This is a genomic window from Sphingopyxis flava (assembly GCF_900168005.1).
In the GTDB taxonomy this organism is placed as follows: domain Bacteria; phylum Pseudomonadota; class Alphaproteobacteria; order Sphingomonadales; family Sphingomonadaceae; genus Sphingopyxis; species Sphingopyxis flava.
This window is the reverse complement of record NZ_FUYP01000033.1, coordinates 1-25,563: the sequence shown is the minus strand read 5'-3', so window position 1 is coordinate 25,563 and position 25,563 is coordinate 1. Positions and strand designations below refer to the sequence as shown.

General features: G+C 64.2%; 20 protein-coding genes and 1 pseudogene. 18 read left to right on the top strand and 3 right to left on the bottom strand.

Annotation, left to right across the window (positions count from 1 at the left end):
• Positions 1-159 precede the first annotated feature (159 nt).
• On the bottom strand, positions 160-2,916 hold the full coding sequence (locus B5X69_RS17885) for a [protein-PII] uridylyltransferase (protein WP_079639929.1): 2,757 nt from the start codon (positions 2,914-2,916) through the stop codon (positions 160-162).
• The gene (gene mutS / locus B5X69_RS17880; protein ID WP_079639928.1) at positions 2,913-5,576 is read right to left on the bottom strand and encodes a DNA mismatch repair protein MutS; all 2,664 of its coding nucleotides are present in this window, start codon (positions 5,574-5,576) and stop codon (positions 2,913-2,915) included. The genes B5X69_RS17885 and mutS overlap by 4 nt, the downstream gene beginning before the upstream one ends.
• Positions 5,577-5,790: 214 nt before the next feature.
• Here mutS and B5X69_RS17875 point away from each other — a divergent pair, with 214 nt between their 5' ends.
• A complete protein-coding gene (locus B5X69_RS17875) occupies positions 5,791-8,055 on the top strand; it encodes an NADP-dependent malic enzyme (protein WP_079639927.1) in 2,265 nt (754 codons plus the stop codon).
• A 560-nt stretch (positions 8,056-8,615) separates the two neighbouring features.
• On the opposite strand, the pseudogene B5X69_RS22095 reads toward B5X69_RS17875, so the two are convergent.
• Positions 8,616-9,233 (bottom strand): annotated as a pseudogene (locus B5X69_RS22095) (recombinase family protein); the annotation flags it as partial.
• 206 nt (positions 9,234-9,439) lie between these two features.
• Here B5X69_RS22095 and B5X69_RS17865 point away from each other — a divergent pair.
• The 17 genes from B5X69_RS17865 (at position 9,440) to B5X69_RS17780 (ending at position 25,416) form a co-directional block, all read left to right on the top strand.
• Entirely contained in the window at positions 9,440-10,588 is a 1,149-nt protein-coding gene (locus B5X69_RS17865) for an SEL1-like repeat protein (RefSeq protein WP_079639926.1), read from the top strand.
• Positions 10,589-10,624: 36 nt separating this feature from the next.
• Positions 10,625-11,827, top strand: coding sequence for a hypothetical protein (locus tag B5X69_RS21590; protein WP_079639925.1), 1,203 nt, complete (start codon positions 10,625-10,627; stop codon positions 11,825-11,827).
• Positions 11,824-12,765 carry a tetratricopeptide repeat protein gene (locus B5X69_RS17855; protein ID WP_079639924.1) on the top strand — a complete coding sequence of 314 codons (942 nt, stop codon included), beginning with the start codon at positions 11,824-11,826 and terminating at the stop codon, positions 12,763-12,765. Before B5X69_RS21590 ends, B5X69_RS17855 begins: the two co-directional genes overlap by 4 nt.
• A 2-nt stretch (positions 12,766-12,767) precedes the next feature.
• On the top strand, positions 12,768-14,144 hold the full coding sequence (locus B5X69_RS17850; RefSeq protein WP_217699154.1) for a tetratricopeptide repeat protein: 1,377 nt from the start codon (positions 12,768-12,770) through the stop codon (positions 14,142-14,144).
• A gap of 61 nt (positions 14,145-14,205) precedes the next feature.
• Positions 14,206-14,925, top strand: coding sequence for a hypothetical protein (locus B5X69_RS17845; protein ID WP_079639922.1), 720 nt, complete (start codon positions 14,206-14,208; stop codon positions 14,923-14,925).
• 8 nt (positions 14,926-14,933) lie between these two features.
• A complete protein-coding gene (locus B5X69_RS17840; RefSeq protein WP_079639921.1) occupies positions 14,934-15,173 on the top strand; it encodes a hypothetical protein in 240 nt (79 codons plus the stop codon).
• Between the two features lie 107 nt (positions 15,174-15,280).
• Positions 15,281-17,104 carry a tetratricopeptide repeat protein gene (locus B5X69_RS17835; RefSeq protein WP_176141661.1) on the top strand — a complete coding sequence of 608 codons (1,824 nt, stop codon included), beginning with the start codon at positions 15,281-15,283 and terminating at the stop codon, positions 17,102-17,104.
• 543 nt (positions 17,105-17,647) lie between these two features.
• The gene (locus B5X69_RS17825) at positions 17,648-17,941 is read left to right on the top strand and encodes a hypothetical protein (RefSeq protein ID WP_139375860.1); all 294 of its coding nucleotides are present in this window, start codon (positions 17,648-17,650) and stop codon (positions 17,939-17,941) included.
• Between the two features lie 16 nt (positions 17,942-17,957).
• Complete coding sequence (locus B5X69_RS17820; RefSeq protein WP_079639917.1) at positions 17,958-18,224, top strand: hypothetical protein; 267 nt, start codon at positions 17,958-17,960, stop codon at positions 18,222-18,224.
• Entirely contained in the window at positions 18,221-18,631 is a 411-nt protein-coding gene (locus tag B5X69_RS17815; protein WP_079639916.1) for a hypothetical protein, read from the top strand. The genes B5X69_RS17820 and B5X69_RS17815 overlap by 4 nt, the downstream gene beginning before the upstream one ends.
• A 13-nt stretch (positions 18,632-18,644) precedes the next feature.
• Positions 18,645-19,892, top strand: coding sequence for a hypothetical protein (locus tag B5X69_RS17810; protein WP_139375859.1), 1,248 nt, complete (start codon positions 18,645-18,647; stop codon positions 19,890-19,892).
• 31 nt (positions 19,893-19,923) lie between these two features.
• Positions 19,924-20,283: a hypothetical protein gene (locus B5X69_RS17805; RefSeq protein ID WP_079639914.1), complete on the top strand. Its 360-nt coding sequence runs from the start codon at positions 19,924-19,926 to the stop codon at positions 20,281-20,283.
• Positions 20,280-21,233, top strand: coding sequence for an SH3 domain-containing protein (locus tag B5X69_RS17800; protein WP_139375858.1), 954 nt, complete (start codon positions 20,280-20,282; stop codon positions 21,231-21,233). The genes B5X69_RS17805 and B5X69_RS17800 overlap by 4 nt, the downstream gene beginning before the upstream one ends.
• A complete protein-coding gene (locus B5X69_RS17795; RefSeq protein ID WP_079639912.1) occupies positions 21,230-22,996 on the top strand; it encodes a hypothetical protein in 1,767 nt (588 codons plus the stop codon). Before B5X69_RS17800 ends, B5X69_RS17795 begins: the two co-directional genes overlap by 4 nt.
• The gene (locus tag B5X69_RS17790) at positions 22,993-23,715 is read left to right on the top strand and encodes a hypothetical protein (protein WP_079639911.1); all 723 of its coding nucleotides are present in this window, start codon (positions 22,993-22,995) and stop codon (positions 23,713-23,715) included. The genes B5X69_RS17795 and B5X69_RS17790 overlap by 4 nt, the downstream gene beginning before the upstream one ends.
• Entirely contained in the window at positions 23,712-24,533 is an 822-nt protein-coding gene (locus B5X69_RS17785) for a hypothetical protein (RefSeq protein WP_079639910.1), read from the top strand. The genes B5X69_RS17790 and B5X69_RS17785 overlap by 4 nt, the downstream gene beginning before the upstream one ends.
• 91 nt (positions 24,534-24,624) lie before the next feature.
• Positions 24,625-25,416, top strand: a complete 792-nt coding sequence (locus B5X69_RS17780) for a DUF5984 family protein (RefSeq protein WP_079639909.1) — start codon at positions 24,625-24,627, stop codon at positions 25,414-25,416.
• Positions 25,417-25,563 lie beyond the last annotated feature (147 nt).

Sequence of the window (25,563 nt, the reverse complement as noted above, 5' to 3'; positions counted from 1 at the left end):
TGAGGTAACGTCGGTCATGGCGGGTGTAGCCTATGGCAATTTCTGTCCCGGAGCAGGGACGGCTTAGACACCCAATTTCTTACTTCAGAACAGAGCTTTACGCTACTCCCGCCTACCGCTCAGACACCCCTTGGTGCATAAGAGCGGCTAGGATAAGCGCTAAGCCGCGACCGCATCCTCGCCGTTCCCCGCCGCCTCGAGCAGCCGCTTTTCGAGCCCCTTCACACGTGCAGCACTGTCGATCTTGTCGCCGATCAGGTCGGTCACGTAGAAGGTGTCGACCGCACGCTCCCCATAGGTGGCGACATGCGCCGAGTGAACGGTCACCTTCGACTGGAACAGCGCATAGGCGAGCTGGTTGAGCAGCGCCGGGCGGTCCTGCGCATTGACTTCGATCACGGTGAAGCGGTTCGACGCCTTGTTGTCGATGAAGACATTGGGCGCGACGCGGAACGCTTCGGCGCGGGCGCGGGGAAGGGCGCGCGCTTCGAGCTTGGGCAACAGCTTCTGCCGGTTTGCGAGCGCATCCTCGATCGCACGGGTCAGGCGATCGATCTGGCCCGCCTCGGCAAAGGGTCGACCCAGCGGATCCTGGACGAGGAAATTGTCGAGCGCGAGCCCGTCCCGCGTGGTGTGGATGCGTGCATCGATGATATTGCCGCCCGCAAGATGTATGCCGCCCGCGATGCGGTAAAAAAGCCCTGGATGGTCGGCCGCGAGCACCATCACCAGTGTCGCGCCGCGATCGTCATCGGGCACCGCGGCGATATGGAGCGGTGCGTCGCCGGCCTTTTGCATATGAACAAGGTTCGCCGCGATCACTTCTACCGGCTCGGCGATCCAGTAGCTTTCGGGCAGCCGCTTCGCGAGCTTCGCAAAGTCCTTGTCGCCGATCTGGAGCAGCGTCCGAGCTTCGTCCTTCTTGCTGGCGATCCGCACTTCGCGCCCGCGCTGCTTGTGACCGAGGCGCAGCACTTCCTCGGCAGCGTCGAACAGCTCGGTGAGCAACTGCCGCTTCCAGCTGTTCCATACCCCGGGCCCGACGGCGCGAATGTCGACCACGGTAAGGACAAGCAACAGGCGCAGGCGCTCGGGGCTCTGCACGACCTGCGCGAAATCGAGGATCGTCTTGAAATCGGCAAGGTCCCGCTTGAACGCGGTCGCCGACATCAAGAGGTGATGACGCACCAGCCATGACACCGTCTCGGTTTCCGCCTCGGAAAGGCCGAGGCGAGGGCATACGCGCAGCGCGAGCTCGGCGCCGAGTACACTATGGTCACCGCCGCGCCCCTTGGCGATGTCGTGGAGCAGGACCGCGACATAGATGACGCGGCGGGACTGCAATTGCCGCATGATCGCGGTCGATAACGGATGATCGTCTTTCAACCGATCCTGTTCGATGTCGGAGAGCAGCCCGATGGCGCGGATCGTGTGCTCGTCGACCGTATAATGGTGATACATGTCGAATTGCATCTGAGCGACGACGCGGCCGAAGTCAGGCACGAAGCGGCCGAACACACCGGCCTCATTCATCCAGCGCAGCACCGTTTCGGGGTCGCGCGGGCTGGTGAGGACGTCGAGGAACAATTCGTTCGCGCGCGCGATTCGGCGCACGCCGCGCGCGTCGATCAGCTTGGCATCGTGCCGCGCCTGACGCATGGCTTGGGGATGAATCTCAAGGCCGTAGCGGTCCGCGAGCGCGAAGATCTCGAGCAGGCGGACGGGATCCGCCTGGAAGAAATCGTCCGACGGTAGGGCAAGCCGTCCGCGGTCGAGGACGAACCCCCCAAGCTTCCCAGGGCGCCGGCGGATCGTGGGCAGGAAGCGCCGCCCGCGCGCCGCGAGCTGGTCGTCGAGGTGGGCAAGGAAGGTCCCGGTCACGTCACCCACGCTTTTGGCGTGGAGGAAATAAAGCTGCATGAAGCGCTCAACCGCGCTCTTGCCTGGCCGCTCGGCGAATTGCATCCGCTGCGCGATCTCGCGCTGGAAGTCGAAAGTCAGCCGGTCTTCGGCACGGCCTGCGAGGATATGGAGGTGGCAGCGGACAGCGAGGAGGAAATTCTCCGCACGCGAAAACTGCCGAAGTTCGCGCGCCGTGAGCAGTCCGGCGTCGACTAGTTCCGGGACGGTGCGGACCCGGTGGATGAACTTGCCGATCCAGAACAGCGTGTGAAGGTCGCGCAGCCCGCCTTTGCCTTCTTTCACATTGGGCTCAACGACGTAGCGCGAATCGCCCATCCTCTTGTGCCGCTCGTCCCGCTCGGCGAGCTTTTCGGCGACGAAAGAGCGGGCATTGCTCGCGACGACCTCTGCATCGAAACGTGCAGCGGCCTGATCGTAGAGGTTGCGGTCGCCCCAGATGAAGCGTGCCTCGACCAGCGCGGTGCGGACGGTCAGATCATCCTTTGCCGCGCGGATCATCTCGTCAACCGAGCGCGACGAATGGCCAACCTTCAGTCCCAAATCCCACAAGGTATAAAGCTGCGCCTCGATCACCTGTTCGGTCCAGCTCGTCTGCTTGAACGGCGTCAGGAAGCCGATGTCGACGTCGCTGTGCGGCGCCATCTCGCCGCGGCCATAGCCGCCCACGGCAATGACCGTGATCCGCTCGCCCGCGGAGCGATTGCCCGCGGGATAGAGGTGCTCGGTGGTAAAATCATGGCTGAGGCGGACAATCTGGTCGACCAGGAAGGCGGTTGCATTGGCGGCGACCCGCCCTGCCGAAGGCTGGTCGAGCAGGCGGCGTTCGATCTCGGCTCGCCCGGCGTCGAGCGCCTCCTTGAGCAGAGTCACCATCGCGCGGCGGCGCTGGCCCACATCGCTCGTTTCAGCGGCGATCTCGTCGAGTCGCCCCGAGAGAGCACGGCGATCGATGATCCCGCGGCGTCGATCGAGATGACCGAAGACGTCGCTCATCTCTCGTCCGCCATAATTTGCTTCAGCCGGTAGAGTGCATCGAGCGCTTCGCGAGGCGCGAGCGCGTCGGGATCGATCCCGGCGAGCGCATCGCGCAGCGGGTCTTTCGCCGCCTCGGGCGTGGCTGCGAGCGCTGCCGCAAAGAGCGGCAGATCGTCGAGCCCCGCGGCAAGCCCCCCGGTCGCCTCGCGCCCGGCTTCAAGCTTTGCGAGAACTGTCTCGGCGCGCTTCACGACGCCCGCCGGCACACCCGCAAGCCGCGCGACCGCGAGACCGTAGCTGCGGTCGGCGGGCCCCGCGGCGACTTCGTGAAGCAGCACAAGATCGCCCTGCCATTCGCGCGCGCGGACATGGTGAAGCGAGAGCGCGTTCAACCTCTCGGCGAGCCGGGTCAGCTCGTGGTAATGCGTTGCGAACAGGCAGCGGCACCGGTTCACCTCATGCACCGCCTCGACCACCGACCAGGCAAGCGCCAGCCCATCGTAGGTCGAAGTGCCGCGTCCAACCTCGTCGAGAATGACGAAGCTTTGTGGTGTCGCCTGCGCAAGAATAGCGGCTGTCTCGACCATCTCGACCATGAAGGTCGACCGGCCGCGCGCGAGGTTGTCGCTTGCCCCGACGCGGCTAAACAGCCGGTCGACGAGTCCGAGCCTCGCGCTCGCCGCGGGCACGAATGCACCCGCCTGCGCAAGGACGATGATCAGTGCATTCTGGCGCAAGAAGGTCGATTTGCCGCCCATGTTCGGGCCCGTCACGAGCCAGAGCCGGTCGTCGCTCGACAGCGACACGTCGTTTGGAACGAACCGCTCGCCGCTCTTCGCAAGCGCCGCCTCGACGACAGGGTGCCGGCCGCCCGTCACATCGAGGCACGGTTCGTCCGCAAGATGGGGGCGGCACCAATTGTGGCTCATCGCATGGTCGGCAAGAGCCGCAGCGACATCGATGCGCGCGAGGACATCGCACGATGCAGCTATGTCCTCGCGCCGTGCAACCGCCGCTTCGGTCAGTCTTTCGAGATGCGCAGCCTCGGCGGCAAGAGCGTGAACGCCAGCCTGCATCACACGGCCGGCGGCGTCGTGAAGGTCGGGCGAGTTGAACCGGACGACACCCGCGAGCGTCTGGCGGTGGGTAAAGCCCGATTCGGGTGCCATGAGTGCATCGGCATGTTTCGCGGGCACCTCGACATGATAGCCGAGCACGCCATTGTGGCGAATCTTCAAGGAGGCAATGCCGGTGCGCTCGCGATAGTGCGCCTCGAGCGCCGCAATTGCCTTGCGTCCGTCGCGTGCGGTCTCGCGCAGCGCGTCGAGCTCGGGGTCATAGCCTTCGGCGATGTAGCCCCCTTGCGCGGCGTCGACCGGCGGGGTTTCGATGAGCGCGCGCGCCAGTTCGTCGACGAGCGCCCCATGGCCCTCGAGGCCGGGGAGCGATCGCGCAAGGAGCGGTGGAAGGTCGGGGCGGCGCGCGAGCCGGTCGCGCAGCAGCTGCGCCCCCGCGAGCGCATCGCGCAGCTGCGCAAGGTCGCGCGGGCCCCCGCGCCCGGCAACGAGGCGGCCAAGGGCGCGTCCTGCGTCGGGAAGAGCGCGCAACTCACTCCTGAGCTCGTCGCGCCACAGCGCGTCGCGCGCGAGCGCGTCGACAAGGTCGAGCCGGTCCAGGATCGCCGCCTTGTCGGTGAGCGGGCTGGCAAGATCATCGGCGAGTAGTCTCGCACCCGCCGCGGTCACCGTGCGGTCAATCGTGCCCAGGAGGCTGCCGTCACGCGCGCCCGCCATCGTGCGGACAAGTTCAAGGCTTTCGCGCGTCGCCGCATCGATTGCCATCCGCCCCGAAGCCGGGACACGCTGCGGTGGCTGAAGGAACACCGCGCCGCCCGTGCCGACATGATCGAGATAGGCGGCAATCGCTCCCATTGCCGCGACCTCGCCGCGGGTGAACGCACCGAAGCCGTCGAGCGTGCCCACGCCGAACAAGGTTTCGAGCCGTTTCTGACCAGCGTTGCTTGAGAAATCGCCTTGGGGACGCCGCACGGTCTGCCGGGCGCCCCATGCGGGAAGGCGATCCGCCGACTCGCTGACCAAAAGCTCGGAGGGCGCGAGCCGCGCCAGCTCGGCATCGACCTGTTCGGGACGGACCGCGACCACCTCGAAGCGGCCGGTCGAGATGTCAGCGGCTGCGATCGCAACCTCATTCGCGCTGCCGACGGTTGCGAGCGCGGCGAGCCGATTGGCGCTGCGTCCTTCGAGCAACGCCTCCTCGGTCAGCGTCCCCGCGGTTACATAGCGAACGATATCGCGCGCGACGAGCGCCTTCGACCCGCCGCGCGCCTTGGCCTGCGCCGGGGTCTCGACCTGCTCGGCAATCGCGACGCGGTGTCCCGCCTTGATCAGCCGCGCGAGGTAGGATTCGGCCGAATGGACTGGCACGCCGCACATCGGTACCGGCTTTCCGCCATGTTCCCCGCGCGACGTCAGCGCGATGTCGAGCGTCGCCGCGGCCGCCTTCGCATCATCGAAGAACAGCTCGAAAAAGTCGCCCATGCGATAGAAGAGAAGACAGTCGCCTGCGCGCTCCTTCAGCGCCCAATATTGCGCCATCATGGGCGTTGCGGCCGCGGGCGCGGCGTTGCTGTTCGCGGGTTTGGGGGCGGTAGCCGGCATCCGCCCCTGCTTAGTGATTGGCGGCCGCATGGCAAGGCGGGTGAGGGAATGATCCGCACGAAAAGGGGGCAAAGCAATCCATCGGCCCTGCCCATTGTCCGACGCCTTCGCGCCCTGTCGCTGCCGCAAAATATTGCCGGTTACATTTTCGCGAGGCGGCGCTAGGGGAAATATCTCGGGCGCGCATCTTGTTTGGATTTTGAGAGGACAGCGAATGGACAGCGGCAGCAAGGTGCAGTTTTCGGACCGCGAGGCCCTGCTTTATCATACTTACGGACGCCCCGGAAAGATCGAGATCGTGGCGTCGAAGCCCATGGCGACGCAACGCGACCTGTCGCTTGCCTATTCGCCTGGCGTTGCGGTGCCGGTGAAGGCGATCGCCGAGGACCCCTCCACTGCTTATGACTATACCGCCAAGGGTAATCTGGTCGCCGTCATCTCGAACGGTACCGCGATCCTCGGGCTCGGAAATCTCGGCGCGCTCGCTTCCAAGCCGGTGATGGAGGGCAAGGCCGTCCTCTTCAAACGCTTTGCCGACGTCGATTCGATCGACCTTGAAGTGAAGACGGAGGATCCGCAGGCTTTCATCGACGCGGTCGAACTGCTCGAGCCGAGCTTTGGCGGCATTAATCTCGAGGATATCGCAGCGCCGAACTGCTTCATCATCGAGCAGGCGCTGAAAGAGAAGATGAACATCCCGGTATTCCATGATGACCAGCATGGCACCGCGATCATCACCGCCGCCGGGCTGATCAACGCCTGCCATCTGACCGGGCGCGATCTGTCGACGGTCAAGGTGGTCGTGAACGGTGCAGGCGCGGCGGCGATCGCCTGCACCGCGCTTATCAAGGCAATGGGCGTGCGGCATGAAAATGTCATCATGTGCGATCGCAAGGGCACCATCTACCAGGGACGCACCGAAGGGATGGATCAGTGGAAGTCCGCCCATGCGGTGCCTACCGAAGCGCGCAACCTGACCGAAGCGCTGAAAGGCGCCGATGTGTTTCTCGGCCTGTCAGCCGCGGGCGCGCTGAAGCCCGAGATGGTCAACGAAATGGCCCCGGCCCCGATTATCTTCGCGATGGCGAATCCCGACCCTGAAATTTCGCCGCCCGATGCGCGCGCCGCGCGGCCCGATGCGATCATCGCGACCGGGCGGTCTGATTATCCAAACCAGGTCAACAACGTGCTGTGTTTCCCCTTCATCTTCCGCGGCGCGCTCGACGTGCGCGCGACCGCGATCAACGAAGAGATGAAGATCGCCGCTGCCTATGCCATCGCCGACCTCGCGCGCCAGCAGGTCCCCGAGGAGGTTGCGGCCGCCTATGGTGGCCGCGCATCGAGCTTTGGCCCTGAATATATCATCCCCTCGCCCTTCGACCCGCGGCTGATGGAGATTGTGCCCGCCGCGGTCGCCAAGGCGGCGATGGACACCGGCGTGGCCCAGCATCCCATCGCCGACATGGACGAATATCGCACCCGCCTGCGCGGTCGGCTCAACCCGACGACCTCGGTGTTGACGCTCGCTTATGAGGCGGCGCGTGCCAATCCGAAACGCGTGGTGTTCGCCGAGGGCGAAGAGGAAGTGGTGCTGCGCGCCGCGATCCAGTTCCGCGACGGCGGTTATGGCATACCGGTGCTCGTGGGACGCGAGGGGCTGCACGATAAGCTGCGCGCGATGGGTGTCGCCGACGCCGAAAGCTTCGAGGTCCATAACAGCGTCAATTCGCCGCATGTGCCGCAGATGGTCGATATGCTCTACGAGCGGTTGCAACGCCGCGGCTATCTGCGCCGCGACGTTGAGCGCATGGTCAACCGTGATCGCAACATTTTCGGCTCGCTGCTCCTGAAGCTCGGGCTTGGCGACGCGATGATCACCGGTGTCACGCGCACCTATGCGCAGACGATGCGCGAGGTACGCCGCGTCATCGATCATGCCGAGGGCAAGACGCCGTTCGGCATGCACGTCTGGGTCGGACAGCAACAGACGATTTTCATCGCCGATTCGACGGTCAACGAGCGCCCCAGCGCCGAGATGCTCGCCGACATCGCCGAACGCACCGCGCAGGTCGCGCGTCGCATGGGGCACGAACCGCGCGTCGCATTTCTCTCCTATTCGACCTTCGGCAATCCGCCAGGCTCATGGCTCGACAATATTCGCGACGCTGTCCACATGCTCGATGAGCGGCAGCCCGAGTTCGAATATGAAGGCGAAATGGCCCCTGACGTCGCCCTCAATGAGCGGCTGATGAAGAATTACCCCTTCTGCCGCCTGTCGGGCCCGGCCAATGTGCTGGTGATGCCTGGGCTGCAGTCGGCGAACCTTTCGGCGAAGTTGCTGCGCGAACTCGGGAGCGGCGCGATGATCGGCCCGGTGCTCGTCGGCATGGAAAAGCCGGTGCAGGTCGCAACGATGGCGTCACCCGCCTCGGACCTCGTCACTCTTGCCGTGCTCGCGGCGGGCGGTATCGCAGGATAAGAAAGCCGCTGCCCCCGCGAACCCGGGGCCACCGATGTTATAACTCGGCGAGCCTCAGGTTGCGCGGTATCGTTTGCGAAGTCGAGGATGCCCATAAGCGAGCCGTGGAGGGTGGCGTGGATTTCGCCGCGCTTCTCGCCGGGATGCAGGACGATCTTGCCGACGAGCGACCGGATGTCGCTTGAGGCATCGAGCCACGTTTCGGTGTCGTTGAGCGCCGCGGTGAGTGCCGCGACTTTGCGCTTGTAGATTTCAGCGATGCCGGGGTGAATATCCGGGATGTCCTGCGGCGCCTCGGCAAGCCGCGCGGAGATTTCGGCCTTCTCACGTTCAAGTTCCGCCATCCGTGCTTTCATAGTCGGCTGATACAGGCCGTCCTCAATCGCCGCCATGATGCCGGCAACGGCCTTGTCGATCTTCGCCAATGCGCGCTGGTCGGCATCGGCCTGGATACGCTGCTCGCGGTTCTCGCGATTGATGTGCGCGGTATAGGCCTGCACGGCAGCCTCGATCTTGTCGGCCGATACCAGCCGGTCAGCAATGCCCGCCAACGCGCGGCGTTCAAGATTGGCGCGCCTGATCGTCCGATTGTTCGCGCAGGTACGGCCACGATGATGACCGACGCAGCCATAGCGGTCGCCGACGACGACCGCATAGGGGCCGCCACAGGTGCCGCATTCGAGGAGGCCCGAGAGTAGATAGGCGGGACGCCGCGCATTCAGAAGCGCCCGGGCCTGCGCCGCCTCCTTGATCCCGGCATGGCGCTCGGCGAGCGCCGCCTGTTGGCGCTTGGCCGCTTGCCATATCTCATCGCTGACGATGCGAAGGTCGGGCACCTCGTTCCTGATCCATTCGGACTCGGGATTGAAGCGGGTGACGCGCTTGCCGCTGGCGGGATCGGTCACATAATGTTTGTGGTTCCAGACGCGGACGCCGACATAAAGCTCGTTGTTGATGATGCCGGTGCCGCGTCGTACATCGCCGCGGATGCTGGTATCGCGCCACGCGAGCCCCTTCGGGCCGGGGATGCCATCCGCGTTCAGGTCACGCGCGATGGCGAGCGGGCTCTTGCCGTCCGCGAACTCGCGGAAGACGCGCTCGACGATCAACGCCTGCGCCGGATCGATCTCGCGTTCGCCGCGCACCAGCTCGCCCTCGCTCGTCAGACGCCGGACCATCCGGTAGCCATAGCCGACCGCCCCGGCGGAGAAGCCTTTCTCGACCCGCCCGCGCAGACCGCGATGCGTCTTCTTGGCAAGATCTTTGAGGAACAACGCGTTCATCGTCCCCTTGAGCCAGGGCGCGCGGGTCGGTTCAACGATTAAGGTCGCGCCAGCCCCATTCGGGCCATGTCATTGCTTTGTGAAGCAAAGCAGCCTATGCGATGATTGTGGGTCGCGCGAAACGCGCGGGGAATGCAGTGCAGTTGACGACAACTTGGTCGGTCGCGGAGAGTCCGCGCGCCGCTCTTGTGATGCACCTTTTCTCAGCAGTGATGCTGTTGATCGCCGTTGTCGCCACGCCCTTGGCAGCATCGGAGACGGACACAGGCGCCGATCCGTTCCTGCTGCACGCCGGCGCCCTTGACGCCGAAGCGCGCGGCGAAACATCCTTGGCGATCGATGGCTTTTCCCGCGCGTGCGGCATGGGATTGGCACCTTCCTGCACGATGGCAGGTCTCGCCCGGCTGGAACGGGCAGATGGAGCCGACGCGCTGATGGAAGCCGCGCAAGCACTTGCTGCGGGCTGCCTTGCGGGAAGCGACTTCGCCTGCATGAGGATGGGCGTGGCGCTTGGCCGCGCTTCCGCCCAAGCGACGGGCGAGGAGGGTTTTTCCGCCATCGCCTTGTTCCAGATGGGCGAGGAATGCCGCGTCAGACCGAATGACGGTGCCTGTCACGACGCCGGGGCGCTGCTGCGGGCGGAGGAACGCGGCGGCGCGGATATGAACGCAATTCACGCCTATGCGGCGCGAGCCTGCGAGCGCGAGGCCCGGCGCGGCTGTCTGCCGGTTTCGCCGCCAGCTGCGAGCGCGATAGAGCCGTTGGACCGCGCGTCGGCCCATTGCCTCGCGGCGCGCGCGGACGGCTGCGTCACGCTGCTCGATCAACTGCTCCATCCCACGAACGCAAAGGCCGTCGCGCTTGCACAAACCACATTGGACAAGGCCTGCGACGATCATGTGGGCATCGCCTGCGCCAATCTGGGGCTTTATTTCTCACACGGCCCCATCGCCGCGCGGGACGAAGCAATGGCGCGCCACTTCATGCGCGCGGGGTGCGACGGCGCGGTGGCGCAGGCCTGCTTCGCCTTTGCTGTCATGCACGAGAAAAGCGTCGGCGGCCCTGTGGACCGGAAACGTGCGATCAGGCTGGTCATCCACGCCTGCGACCTTGGTTGGGCCGGGGCGTGCGAAACGCTGGCGATCATCGCCGAGGCCGAAGGCGCGGCAACTGCCGGCGGCCAGGATCCGGCGGCGTTGCGAAGCCGCGCTTGCCGCCTTGGCGGCGATTCATGTCCTGCGGGGCTTTAGGCGCTTCACCCTGGACATATGAGAGAGAAGATTGTCATGCAAAAGTCGGCCCTCGCGAAGCGTCTTGCCATCGGCCTGTCCGCGATCGCCACCCTGTCGGCATCCTGTGCGCAGGCGCAATCGAACGAAGAAAAGCTGCGCTCGATGGCGCAATTCTATGGCATCGCGACCTATGCGCTGGGCGCCAACGAAAAATGCGACCTGCTCGACGCGGGCGAATATCGGGCGATGGTCGTGCTGCGCGATGCACTGAGTGGCGATCTGTCGCGCGCCACGACGAAGGAAGCCTTCGCCTCGCTCAGCCACACGGCCAATGCACAGAGGGAATGGAAAGGGTGCCTGCCGCGCGCGACGCACGGCAAGCAATGGGGCTGGGTCGACCAGGCCCGGCTGATGGGGCACGCCCTCCAGGCCGCGCCCGCTGCCATGACCGGTGACCCCGGCGAATGTGCGATGGATGATTATCGCATTCGCCTTCCCCGTGCCGACTGGATCATCGCCGCCACGATGGCCGCGCGCGATCATGGCGGCTCCGACCGGGCGTCGTTTGAAGGCCTGCAAAAGATGTTCGCGGGACTGATCGACGCGGACTGCGCGCGCGGATCGATGTCCCGCCTGTTGCAGACCGGGTTCGACGCTCTGTGGCAGGCCGAGAACAATGCAAAGGCCGGAGAGGGCACAAGCCCTGGCTCGTCGCTGGCGGGCAAATATGAAAGGGTCGTCGCAGCCAAGGAACTGGGGGCGTGGCGGCTGCGACACGGTCCATTTACCGGCAGCCTGTTGCGGGATGGTTTGAACGCTTATCGCCTCAAGCAACGCGGTGATGCCAACACGGCCTTTATCCATCTGACCAGTGTGGCGCTGTTCGGCGGCCCTAGCGGTCGCCTGCTTTTCAGCCAGAAGGGCGGTTGGACGATCCGGCTGGCCGGCAATGCGGCAGCGGTTCAACTGCGCCTAAGCGACGGCACGGCCATCCCCCTCACGAAATTGTCGGGAAGCGGGTCGGTGGGCCTTGGCTCCTCGCGCTTCGATATGCCCAAGGCATCGCTCGCCACGCTGGCCGGCAAGCCCGACGCGACCAAGGTGCAGCTCGCATGGCAGAACGACGACGGCAAATGGACGTTTTTCCATGGCCTTGGAAAGAAGTCCCAAGTGCAGACATTCACGCTCGGCCAGCTTCGGGACGCCATCGCCTGGGCCACCGTGCCGCGCGCAATGAAGGAAGAAACAGGATCATGACCGCGTCGCTTCGAACTTGTCTTGCCGTGGCCCTCGCCTGCTTTCTGGCGCCGTTTCAGTCGTCCGCCGCAGAACTCCAGCCTGCAAGCAATTCCATCGATTTGGTCCAGTCGTGCGATACCGGCCGCGACGCGCCATCCTGCCTGAAGCAGGCGATCCGCCTCTATGAAGGCAAGACGCTGCCCAAGGACGATGTCGGCGCCCGTCGCTTCGCGGCCAAGGCCTGTGCCGAAGGCAAGTCGGAAGGCTGCAACTTCCTTGCCGCGATGCTCGAGAAGGGGATCGGCGGGCCGAAAGACCGCGCATCGGCCGTGCGCAATTATCGCAGGGCGTGCGGCACCGGCTATCCGGCTGCTTGCTATAACCTTGGTCAGCTTTTTTATTATGAGGCCGCGAATATGGACGAGGTCGCCGAGGCGCGCACCCTGTTCGCGCTGGGATGCAACGGCCATGTTGCCGATTCCTGCAACAACCACGCGGTGATGCTGAAATTCGGCGAAGGAGGAGCCCGCGACCTGACGACGGCACGCGGCATCTTCGACGCGGCCTGCACCGCTGGCAGCACCGACGGCTGCACCAACTATGGCTTCATGCTGATGATGGGCGAGGCTGGGCCGCGGGACATCGCCCGCGCCGCGGCATTGCTCGACGCTGCCTGCACCGCCGACGCCGCGAATGCCTGCGACAATATGGGGGTGATGTTGATGAACGGCATGAACGGCCCGGCCGACTTCGGCAGGGCGGGCACGCTGCTGCGCAAAGCCTGCGCCCTGGGCAGCCATAGCGGCTGCTTCAACCTCGGCCAGATGCTGACGGAAGGGCCGGAGCATATCCGCGATCCCGGTGCCGCTGACGCCGCCCACCGCGAAGCCTGCCGGCTTGGTCACAAGCAAGCCTGTACCCTCACCACCACCAATCCAATGCAACCGGGAGCATGATGATGTTTTTCTCTTCGACGGCGCGGCCTTTGACCCTGATTCTCGCGGCGGCGGCGCTCACGGCGCCAGCCTATGCCCAAAGCGGCGGTTTTGACGATTTGGCGGGAGGCCTGGCTGCTGAATCCAAGGAAGCACTGGCCGCCTCCGAGGCGCGGGTCAAAGCCTGGTTCGCCAATCCGGAGGTTCAGGCACTCAAAGCGCGCGCCGACGGTGGCAGCGCCTCTGCACAGGTTGCGTTCGCCGACAGGATGCGCGCCGATCTGCTCGGCGAATCCTGGTCGCGCGAGAAGATTCAGCAGCAGATGCTGAAATATTACGCGATGGCGATGGAGCAGAATGAAGGGCTTGCTTTTGCGCGCGTGGGCGAGATCGCGGAATCGCCCGATGACAGCTGGAAAATGTTCCGCGCGCGCGATCGCGGCGAGGCGCTATCCTATTATGAAAAGGGCGCGGCGCTCCGCAACCGCGAAGCCGTGGCCGGCTATCTGCGGATCGCGCTCGACCCGAATTATTGCAGTTTCTGCGAGGATCAGGGCGAACTGAAATTCGATTTCCCGAAACTCAAGGCCGCCGGACTGTTCGACAAGGGCCCGGGCGAACATTCGATCGCCTATCGCACGGAAAAGACCGGGGTTCTGGCCAAGGCCATCGAATATGCCACACCCGTCCGGCTGCGGTCGGGTGATGCCGCCGCCCATCTTCTGGCAGCCAAATATCTGACGGGCGTGCAATATCCGTGGAGAGCCGGGGTCGGCATAACCAAGGAACAAGAACCCCAGTGGCGATCGCTGGCGGGCGACTATCTGCTGCCCCGCAACACCGCGAAAGCTATCGCAATATTGACCGAGTTGTCGGGGCGCGGCGACAATCTCGCCAGCCGCAAGCTGGCTTCGCTCTATTTCACCGGCAAAAATGACGGCGGCGGCGCGGTGCTGCGCGATTATGACAAATATATCTTCTATATGAAGCGGGCGGTGGACAATGGCAGCGTGCTGGCCGCCAACGACCTCGGCTTTGAACTCCTGTCCGGGCGCAAGCTGCCTGCCGATCACGCGCTGGGTTTCGAATATGTCGCCAAGGCCGCGCTCAAGGGATATGGCCCGGCCGAACTGTCGGCCGGCTATGCGCTGCGCGACGGGCGCGGCGTAACGCAAAACGAAACACTGGCGCTCGATATGTTCAAGCGCGCCGCCGATCATGGCGAGATAGACGGCGCCGTTCAGGCCGCCGCGATGTATCGCGCCGGTCGCGGGACCCAAAATGGCCGCGTCGAAGTGCCCAACGCCTATGCCTATGAGAAAAAGGCCGAGGCGATGCGAAAACTTACGCCGGAAATGGCCGATCTGGTCAAGCGTGGGCATCGCGACAAGTTCGAGTGACCGACAAGGCCTGAGCGGCCTTGAACCACCGATGATGCGATACGAAAATGGGTGACAAAAAATGCGAACGACCCGGCTATTCTCCTTTCTGGCTTTTCTGGCGCTGCTACCGCAGCCGGCCCAGGCGCAAACCATCGGCCAAGCGCAGGCTTTCCATGATCGCGGCAATGATGCCGGCGCGCTGCAAATCGCCGAGGCCTTGTGTCGAAATGCCGACCGTGCCGGCTGCGATCTCGTCGAAAAGCTTTTGCTGACGCGCGGCAAGCCTAGTTTCAACATAGCCCGTTATGTCGGCATCGCGACGGTCGCCTGTCAGAAACCGAGCGGCGCTTCGATGTGCGGTGATGCGTCGCTCGTCGCAAGCGGTTTGGCGGAAGGGCTGACAAGCTACATCAGCTGGGCATCGGTGGCGGTTCCCGGCAAGCGGGGATGCGCGTTGGGAGACGCGCGGTCGTGCCACGCCATGTCGCAATTGCTGACGCACAAGGCATCGCCCTCGCGCGACCTCGCCGCGTCCATCCCGTTCGGTCGCAAGGCCTGCGAGGGCGATATGCTGGCCGGATGCTTCAACCTGATGATCGTCGTGCAGGAACTGCCCGACCCGGCGCTGGGGCAATATGCGGACGACTATCTGCTTGCCTTCGACCGGGCCTGCCGGTTGGGCACGACCAAGGCGTGCAGCGAAGTCCCGCGCGCCCGCAAGATGAAAGAACGCGCCACACGCCATGGCGCGGCGAATGCGGTTCACATGCTTTATGTCGACAACGGGATCTTCCGGTAATCGTCCGCATGCTCGGCAACAGCCCCACCGCGCAGGCGGCACGCAATGAAATGAGCCGGCGCGCCGGGCTTGCCGGCCGCGGTGCCCCCACCACACGTCCGCAGGCCGACCGCACCGACTACAGCAACCCCGGCGAAACTGGCGCCCGCTCTGGCTACAGCAGTTGCACCGCCAGCAACGGCAATCGCGGAAAACGCTATTGGTATTACGGCTTCGATAATAAGGTGAATTACGGACCCTGCATCTGAAATTGAAAGACCCTGACCAATGAATTGCGCGGCAATGCGCCGCCCAACAGTGGGTGTGATCGCGCGCATCTGCTTGTGCAGGCCCGATTTGCGGCTATGAAATGCCCATGGGGGCAGAAGAACTTGAATCGGGCCGATGGCGTTTCGGCCACGTCCAGTTCGACGAAGCGAACGGGTGCCTGACGGTTGCAGGACAGGCGGTCGAGGCCGATCGCAGTTGCGCCGCCCTGCTCGCGGCCTTGCTGCGCGGGGATGGCGAACCGATCGGCAAGGACGAATTGCTCGAAGCCGGCTGGCCGGGGCGTTTCGTACATGAAAACTCGCTCGCCAAGGCGATCGGACGCTTGCGCCAGGCGCTGGGCGATGACGGACAGCGGATCGAGGCGATCTATGGCAGCGGATATCGGCTGACCGGACCGGTCGAGCGCCTCCACGGTCCGCCTCCTCGTGCGGGACATGCCGGCGGCCTCGCCGCGCGTATCCGGGCGAGACTGTTCGGAAGCCGCCAACGGGTCATGGCGACGGCGGGCGCCCTGTCGCTGGGCCTGGGCCTCGCCGTGGCGGGAGCGGCGCTATGGTGGGCGTCCACAGCGCGGCAGCAGGCGACCGAGCGCGAGCGCGAAGTTGAGGCGCTGCTGACCTTCCTCTCTTCCGACCTTTTGGCCGAAGCCGACCCCTATGCGGCTACGCGGCAGGAGCAGTCGTTGCGCCAGGTGGTGGAGCGGACGGCAGCCACGATGGACGACCGGCTGCGCGGCGATCCCGCGACGCGCGCGGTCTTGCACCGCATGGTTGGGCAGGCTTTTTCGGGCTGGGGCGAATATGAAAAGGCCGTCAGCCACTTCGATCGCGCCCAGGTGCTCAACACCCGCCTGCACGGGGGATATGCGCGGCAGAATATTCCGGTTGATATTGCCCTATGCCAGAATCTGCGGCTCGCCGGCGAAACGCGACGAGCCGATCGTATCTGCCTGCGCGCCGAACAGGTTGCGCGTTCGATGGGCTCGCCGCTGCTCGGCGCCGCGCGGATCGTGCGCGCCAAATTGCAGTTCGAAGTCGGCCAATATGACGAAGCCGCGACGGCGCTTGCGGGGGTGCTGGCCGATTCCGAGGACTTGTCTCCGGCCGAGCGTGCGGATGCGGAATGGTTTCAGGCGCTGTCGCTGCGAAAACTCGCACGGTTCGAGCTTGCCGATGGCGCCTACCGGCGGCATTTGACCATCCGCCAGACGACATGGGGCGACCGTCATCCGCTGACCGCCTGGGCCTATGCCGACTATGGCGATTTCCTGGTGAACAGCGGGGATTTCGCGAAGGCGGAGCGGCAGTTGTCCCGCGCCCAGACGATTTTCGACGCGACACTGGGAAGCAACCATCCGGAATCGCTGTCGCCCGCCTACAGCCGGGCCATCGCCCATCTGTGGCGCAATGAACCCGAACAGGCGCGCGCGATCCTGCGCCCGATGCTGACACGCTATCGCGAGACGCTGGGTTCAGACCATTTCTGGACGCTTTATGTCATGGGTGAACTGGCACTGGCCGAGGCACAGACCGGCGAGGCCGACCGGGCGGAAGCCCTGCTCCGCGAAGCCCGGCGGATCGGTGCGCGGGTGCTCTACGGCCGCGATGCCAAGGCGGCCTACTTCCATATGCGATGGGCGCGCGCACTCGCCGCGCTCGGCAAGGTTGACGAGGCGGAGGATGAACGACGCCGAGCGCGCGTGGCGATGGATCGTGGCGGCTTCATGCCCGACCATCCTTGGCGTGCGCGGCTGAATTGCCTTGCCGGCCAAATCGCGCTGGCGCGCTATGACGCGGCCGCCGCGCGACAGGCCGGGCGCGCCTGTCTGTCGGCTCTCGGGGCCGTCGACAAGCTTCCGCCGACCTATCCAGCGTTGAACGAGGCAAAAAAGCTCGCGGGGCGGATGTGAACGCACGGCGCTAACCATCAATAACTATTTGAATAATATATAGTTCATAGTTTTCAGAATCTGCCGGAAAGAAGTTTCAACTTTTTTCAAGGGCGAAGCAAAGATTTCTGGCGCGGCAGGCATCAGCCTTTTCGTCATGACGCGGGGAGCGTTGTCGGACGGGAGATGCTGAATGAACTTGATAAAGATGAGCGCAGTGGCCGTGGTGGCCGCGATAGCGGGCGGCGCCGGTTTGGCATCGGCGCAATCCGACCCGCTGGTCCCGATTTCGGGGTCACAAATATCCCATTGGGGGAGCAGCGAGCGGCAAGCGTGCCTCCTCGCGACGCGCAATCCGTCGCCCGTGGGGATTCGCTCATTCGAGGCGGGAGGCTGTTCCTGCACGTCGAGGCCGAGGCCCGGCGGTAGTGGCCGCATGAAGGAATATCAGTGCCGGGCCTCCTTCAATGGCTTGGTTCGGCGGTCCAGACATGATGGGCTGATGAGTGTCATCGAAAAAGGCAATGCCGCGCGACGCGATGGTTGGGGGACATCTTCGCGCTGATGTCCGGACGCATTGTCTTTGTCATGGCCGCCTTGGCCCCGCTCGTGCTGTGGCCTTTTTCCGCCGCGCAGGACGCGCGCTGGACGGTGCGGACGGTCGATGCGCAAGGGCGCGGCGAAGCGGGAGGCTGTGCCGCCGCGCGGGCGCGGGCGGCCGCTGACGCGCGAAAATATCTGGGGCTGAATATTCGCCGGTGCGCCTGTGCACCGATCGCATCGAAAGGCGACGGGCCATCGGCGGGTTATCGCTGCCAGGTGACTTACGAGGTTCTGGTTCGCACGAGTTCAAACTGAGGGAAGGGAAATGACAATGAACAAGATCGTGATTGCAGCATTCGCACTTGGGATGATCAGCCTGCCATCGGCGACTTTGGCCGAGCGCGCCACGGAATATATCATCGAGAGCGGATGGACAAAGGCCGAAGCTCGCGAGAAAGCGATCAAACGCGCCAAGGTAATCTATAACCACTACACGATAAAGAGCATCAGCTTCGGCGAGTGCATCTACCATCAGCCCTATGAGAACCAGCCCTTGGATTGCAAGTTGCCGGTCTATGTCGAGCGGCACAAGAAATGACGCCTGCTCGCGTCGCGACCATAACGCTCTGTCTTGCGGTGCTGCCGGCAATGCCGGCCTCCGCCCAATCGCTCTCCGACGGCGATTACGAGCAATGCTCGGTCTATCGCGACGGGCGATTCGTCGGGCACGACCGCGTGTGCCTGGAGGCGAAGCGCGCGGCGATCCGGCGGCTGGAGGATAATGACGGGCGGCATGGGCGATATCGCGGCGGGCGTTACCGCGACCGCCGCTATTCCAGCGCCTACCGCTGCCCGCATTGGGCCAACGGCGGGCGCGGTTTTAACGCCACCTGGTATTCGGATGGGCGCCCGCCGTCACTGACGGGCGTCTATACTTATGACGGGACGCTCGATGGCCGCCGCTGCATTCCGCACCCGACCTATAATGGTTCGGGCTATCCGTGAGGGCGCGGCGATGATGCTACGGCCATGTGCGGATGGCACGAGGGCGGGGTTCGCCCGGCTTGCCATGCTGGCCGCGATCGCGCCCGGCATTGGCGGCGATGCGAGCGCGCAGGTGCGCCAACCCGAACTACCCCTCATTTCCTCACCCTGGGGCGAAGGCATGTCCCCCGCCGAACAGGCGGCGTCGGCGGCGAAGCGACCCGCGTTCGCCGACGCCAACTGGAATCACGAAGTTTGCGTGGTTGCCTATTCGTTCGAGGGCGTGCCCGCGGAGATTGCTCGCCGGCGCGCGGCCTTGCAGCACACGCACAAGGAGAACGCCGCGCAGGCCGGGGAACGCCGCCGGCTGGCGATGCTGGAGCGGCAGGCGGCCGAGCATCTGCCCAATATCCCCAAGTGCAAGGGGCAATTCTATCGCCCCGCGCTGGCAAGCCTGTGCAATTTTCAGGCAGGCGACAACCGCTTTTGCGCGCAGCTTTCCGGCCCGATCCTGCCCGGCGTCGAGCTGGTCGAGGACAAAGCGGCATTCGTGCGCGGGCTTGCGTGGAACAAGGTCGGCGATCTGTTTTCCAAGGATGCGGCGTTCGCGCCCGTACCATGGGCCGCGTCGGACGATCGCGGCGTCGATCTGTCAAAGCAGGCGGAGAGCGGCATCGCCTATATCGCCGCGACCAACAAGGCCGTGAAATGTGGGGATGGAAGCCCGCTCCGAAACAATATCGGTCAATGGGCCTTCAGCGTCGAGATGCTGCGCCAGCCGTGGAGCGCACTGGACGAGGCGATGGCCGAACGGAGCGGGGAACTGACCGCCAAGACCGGGATGACTGCCGCCATAGGCCGCCATGCCCAAATCCCGCGCCTGCATTTCCAAGCCTTTATGTTCGATATTCTCGTCGAAAGCGAAGCAGCGAAGTTCGGCATCGAGATGCGCGACGGCACACATCGCGAACTTGGCGTGCCAGCCTCGTTCGCGCCGATCCCGGATGGCGCGCCCGCATTCTATTCCAGCTTCGCCAGTTATCGCATCCACGCCGCGCTGCTGCCGTCGGCGGACGAGTTGCGCACGATGCTCGATCCGGACGCTGCCTTTCTCACAGCCAGCTTCGCGATGCGGCTGGAGGACGGGCGGATCGACGGGGTGACGCTCCGTACCCCGCTGACCGGCATTGCCGATGCGTGGAAGGCGATGAACGCCGCCAATCTGAGGGCGCATCGGAAAATCCGGAAAGTAGAGGAAGCGATGGAGAGGAGCCTGCCATGATCGGCCGCTTTCGGCGACAAAGGCCCAGCTGATGTCGAGTCCTGACGCTTTGTTCGGCCTGTTGCACCTTTGGGCGTTGGGCGCCGCTTACGTCGGCCTGCTCTACCTCCTGTATCGTGGCATCCGTCGGCTCGGCGCCGGGCGGAAGGCCGCCGGCGCCGGCATCGCCGCCCTCGTCCTTACCGGCGGCGCGGTATCGCTGTGGGCGCTGCAGGATGGTTCGGGCGAATGCGCCGAGGGCGGTGACGGTGCGGCTTTCTGCGGAGGGCCGCCGCCAGTCCCGGTCATGCCGGCTGGCGACGGTCATCAGGGTCGGGCGGCGACGGCGCTGAAAACGGATAAGGCCAAGGCGGCAACCACGGGTGCCGAAGCAGGGAAGGATATACGATGACCCTTTCGACGACCAGCCGGCGTCCCGGCGCTCTTGCCGTATTCGGCGCGGCGGGAGCCATGCTGCTGACGATCGCAGCCTGCTCGGACGGCGACACTATCGACAACGAGGCGAAACAAGCCGGGATCGCCGCCAACGACGAGGCCGTTTCGCCCGCCGCCGATACGGCGCGGCTGGCGCGCGACGTTCGCGTCGGCGCGGCCGAAGCGGATTTTGGGCAATGCGATGCCGTCGGGCGCGTCGGCGGCCTGCCTGGGGGCGAGGATAATTTCCTGGCGGTGCGCGAAGCGCCGACCACGCGCGCCCGCGAACTGGCCCGGCTCGATCCCGGCGCCCGCGTCTATCTGTGCGACCGGAATGAGTCGGGCAAATGGTTCGGTGTGGTCTATCGGTCCAGCGGCAGCCTGCCCGAAGGGAACGGCTGTGCGCTGCACGCTGCGGCGAAAGGTGCCTATGACGGCCCTTGCCGTTCCGGCTGGGTCTCGGCCCGCTATGTGATGCGCGAGCGGCATATAACCGAAAATGGTGAGGAAATGCCGCCGCAGGCAAGCGAGCAAGAGGCGGCTGGCGCCGCTTATGCCGCAAATTCTCCCTTGGCGGGGGAGCAGCCGGTGGAGAATGACCGAAGCCATTATTTTTGCGAAATTTTCGAGGGGTTTATAACGGATGCGGCCGCGCGTAGGCGGCGGGCGCAACAAGGCATCAAGAAGGGATATTATCTGTCGGACGTGTTTGAGGCGCCAAAAGGACAGAGCGAAGAGTTGGAAAGGAAATATAAGGAACATGGTCTGAAGCGTTTCGACTATGACCATATTGCGTCGCTGCGTTCGCCGCGATGCTTCGAGTTCGGCGGTATCGACGAAGCTAGGCAGGAACATCGAACCTACCGAACCGACTATGGAAACAGCAAATATTTTGAAGTCGTCCCGACCTTCTGGCGCGGACAATGACGCTGCGCCAATCCGCCTCCAAAAGCCTCTTATTCTTCGCGACCGCGTTCGTCCTCCTGTCGGCCGCCCCCCTGTATGCGGGCGAGGTCGGGAACGACGCTCCGCCCGACGGTTGGGGTTATCTTCATGCCCAATGCTGGCAGGAACAAGTCGCCGAGCCGCGCAACATTTGCGAGGCCGGTCCGGACGACGAGCCCGTCCTGGCGATCATCGTCAGCAATATCGTGCGTCTGGATGAAAAGTCTTTCGACCCCTACGCCCGCTTCACCGGAGTACTGAAGCGCCTTCACGGTCTCGACATGGAGCCGCGCGAGGCGGGACCGATCGCGACCTGGGAATTCGCAGAGGCGGCGCTGGTCCAAGCCATGCGTATCACCCGCAGGGTCGAAAAGGGCAAGGTCGCCTTTCTGGCGCTGTCGCTCGAACCCGAAAGGCTGGCCGATGAGCCGAACGCCGAGGAAATAGAGCAGATGCCGCCGCCGCTCCCCGATGTGACGGCGGCTTATCAGGATGAGACGCTGACCGTGTGGCGCAGCGGGAATGCTTGCGGACTGCGCGACAAGGACGGCAATGAAATCTTGCCTGCACTCGTCACTGACCCCTTTGGCGAGGCGGGCGAAGGATGCCCATTCCAGGTTGCGCCGGGCTATGGCCTCTATGCCTTCCACGTCGAGCGCAGCGGCACGATCTGCGGCGAGAAGGGCGTCTGTACCGAAATTTACGGCCCCGACGGCAATCAGATGCTCGTCGCCGATTATTCGCCTGCTCTGCTGACCCCCCACCGCAGCCTGCACAACCTCGGCCTGCTGGTCACCGGCGAACGTATCCAGCGGCTGTGGTCGTTTCCGGAGCGGCGCTATGTCTCGGGCGAGTTGCCGTTCCTCGATCTCGGGCCGAACGAACGCGTGCTCGTGGCGGAAACGACGATCCGTCACAACCGTGTGGCGGTGATCTTCGAACGTCACCGCTCGCCTGCGACCGATCCTTTTGCGGATGAAGCCGACGAATATGCGCTGTTCTTCCTCGACACGCGGCAGTTCGAGGATGTCGTGCTGGTCGATCCGCCTGCGACCGCACCGCCCGAAGCCCCTCCCGCCTTCGCCCGATATGAGGCCGAGGCGATCGAACCCTGCGCGGGAGAGTCCGCGTGGCTGCTGAGCGAGGATCGGCGCGCCGAGCAATATCTGAAAAACAGCTACTATGAATTCGACAAGCATTTCCGCGCCTTTACCGGAACACTCGCGCACGAGATCGACGCGGCGAAGGCCGATTCCGAAAGGGCCGCCCGCATGGCAGTGCGGCTCGACACGCTGATGCCGCGCCTTGCGCGTCTGCTGACCGGCGTTGGCGCCCCGGCAGACAGCCTGGCCGTGGCGCGGGTCGCGGGGTCGTTCGAGTTCCAGCAACCCGAGCGAGCACAGCCCGGTGACGGGCACGCGGCATGGCTGCGCGCGGCGCTGGCGGATGAGATGGTGCGCGGCGAGGACTATGCCGCGGCGGACCTCGCGGGTGAGCGCATCGACGCCTTTCTGACCTCGCTGGGAAAGCTTCGCTATGGGCTACGGCGGCTCGAAGCGCAGACGGAAGCCCCCGATCGCGGAGCGGACATCGCCGGGCTGCAACGCGACGCGCGGGCGCTCCTGCGCGATTGGCGTGACGGTTTCGATCCGGTCGTCAAGAAGGCGATCTTTGATGATGTGCCGGGCCTCGCCGAACGGCTGCATCGGGGCGTCCGCGCCATGTGTCCGCAGGTGCGGGGATGATCAAGCGAACGGCCGTAACGCTGGCCTGCCTGTCGCTCGCCATGCTTCCGGCGGGGGGCGGTGCCGTCGAAGGCGTCCGGTCGCCGCCGCCCGAAATATGCACCGGCGGTGCAGGCTGGGCCGATGACGACGCAGAAGCGACCGCGCACGAATTCGAACAAGCCTTCCGCGAGTTCGACCAGCGCTTCACCGCTTTTTCAGAGCGTTTTGCCGAAGCCTTCGACACCGAAGAGGACAGGCCTGACATGGCTGCAACGGCCGCGTTGCGCGCCGCGATGGAGGATGTCTACCGCGCCCTCGCCCGCCTTATCCCGCTCCGCGATGCGGGCGACGAGGCGTGGCCGATGAAGTTTCTGCTCAACGACATTCCGGGTGGTGTGCCGTTCCCCGACCTTGATCCGCCCGACCGTGGCGAAGTGCTGCGCGCGGCATTTCTGCGTGAACTGACGACTGTCGCAATACCGGGAGAGCCGCGGTCGAAGGTCCGCTTTCTCGCGCGCCTGGATATGACCCGCATGTTGCTGGATGCGACAGGAGAAGGCGGCGGCGAGCGCAATGAGGACGCCCTGCGCATATTGGCGGATGACGCGCTTGTGGAAGCTTATGACGCCGATTTCCGGCGCCCCGCCCTGCGTGTGCTCGACGATGGCTGGCACACCAGCCTTGCCAGTCGGCTGCGATCACAGGTGGCGCGCATGTGTGGGGAGGTGGAAGGATGACCTTGAAGTCAGTGACTACCGCAGTGCTTGCATCCGCCGCTTTCGCGCTTGCCGCCTGCGGTGAAGTCGACTTGGCTGCCTATGAGCGTGAGGAGTTTTCGGCCTGTTATGCCGATGGGGGCGCGTGGGCAGGCGAGGACCTTGCTGCGCGCTATGTCGAGGGTGGTTTCGACGATCTCGATCGCCATTTCGCTCGATTCCTCGACGATTTTGAGCAGGCTGCCGGTAAGGTAAGGTCTCAATCGCGCGCGGACTGGCCGACGCTATTCGCGCCTCTGCATGAAGCGGCGCAGGCGAATATCGTTCGCCTCGGGCGCCTGCTGCCGCGCATGAACCGGCCGCTCGACCTCGCGCCGATGACCGGGCAGTTCGAGGAACGTGCCATCTGGTGGCCGCGGGGCGACCATCATACCGAATTTCTAGGCGTTGCACTGGCCCAGGAATTTGCCGGCCACCAGAATCTGGCCGACCATATTGCGACCTTCCTGTCGCACTTCGAGGGGGCCGAGGCACTGCTGCTCGATCTGAAATATGCCGAGGTGGGCGATTCAGGTGCCGATCTGCCAAGCGCGCAGGATGTAGCCCGCACCGCCCGGCAATTGCGTGAGGACTGGGAGGGAGGCGTGCGACCGGGAATGATGCGCGTCATTTTCGACCGGCCCGATATGCCGGTCGGCGAAAGTCTGTCCGAGCGGTTGCGAACCCGTGTGACGACGATCTGCGACAGCTATGCCGAATGCGGCGATCGTGAATATGGCTGCGGCGGCGGCGCGGCCAGCGACGGCCTGACCGGCGAACCTATGGATGCGGGATCATGAGCGATGTGCTGCCGCTTTGGCCTTTGCGCATTCCGTCCGGCTGGCTGGTGGGTGCCCGTATACACCAGCATCTTATTGAAAAGTCATCTGCATGCTGATCGATTTTGAGCTAACCCCGATAGAGAAAGTCATGCCTTGGGGGCAGCCCGACAACCATAGCCTCTCTTGGTTCGGTTTAACGGAGGGCCGGTATTGGATGAATGTCGGCGCAGATGTCCTGTTTGAATACAGCGAACGCGTCCGCCCCAATGACGGCGATCGATATTGTGATTATTATGTTGCGAGAATTTTCGAAGATTTGATGAATATGCTTCCAAGTGTCTTGGAGCCCGTCCCTCAAGACCTCATAAAGTATATTTCTGGAAAATCAGGGCGCGAGTGGGCCAAGACATATGAATTTTGGTCCGAGAAAAATCTCGACGATAGTTCCGGAGATGAAATTTGGGACACGTGGGACAATGCAAATTCATTGCTCCGCGACCGGTCTATGGAAACCGGTTATCTATCTCCGTCGACATCGATACTTATGTGGTCAGATGAGGATGACGTATACATCGAGTGGGACAATAGCGACAAATTCGTCGATGGGGTGCCGGCATGGTCTGCCATAAGCGGAAGTTTTCATCTGCCTCGAGAGGAATTCGTGATGGAAGTCGAGGCATTTCATATGAGAGTGTTCACGCAGATGAAGTCACGGATCGACCAAGTCGCATCGGGGGCGCTTCGCCCGGAAATTCAAATTGATCTGCCCGGCCTGATCGCCGAGAATGAGCAACGTCAAGGCAAGTTCGCTCCGATCCTTGGGAAGAGAGAGGTGACATCCTGGGATGAAATTAGATCGGCCGTTCTGGAAATTGCCTCTGATGCGGCGCCAAATGCCTAGCCGCTCTTATGCACCAAGGGGTGTCTGAGCGGTAGGCGGGAGTAGCGTAAAGCTCTGTTCTGAAGTAAGAAATTGGGTGTCTAAGCCGTCCCTGCTCCGGGACAGAAATTGCCATAGGCTACACCCGCCATGACCGACGTTACCTCA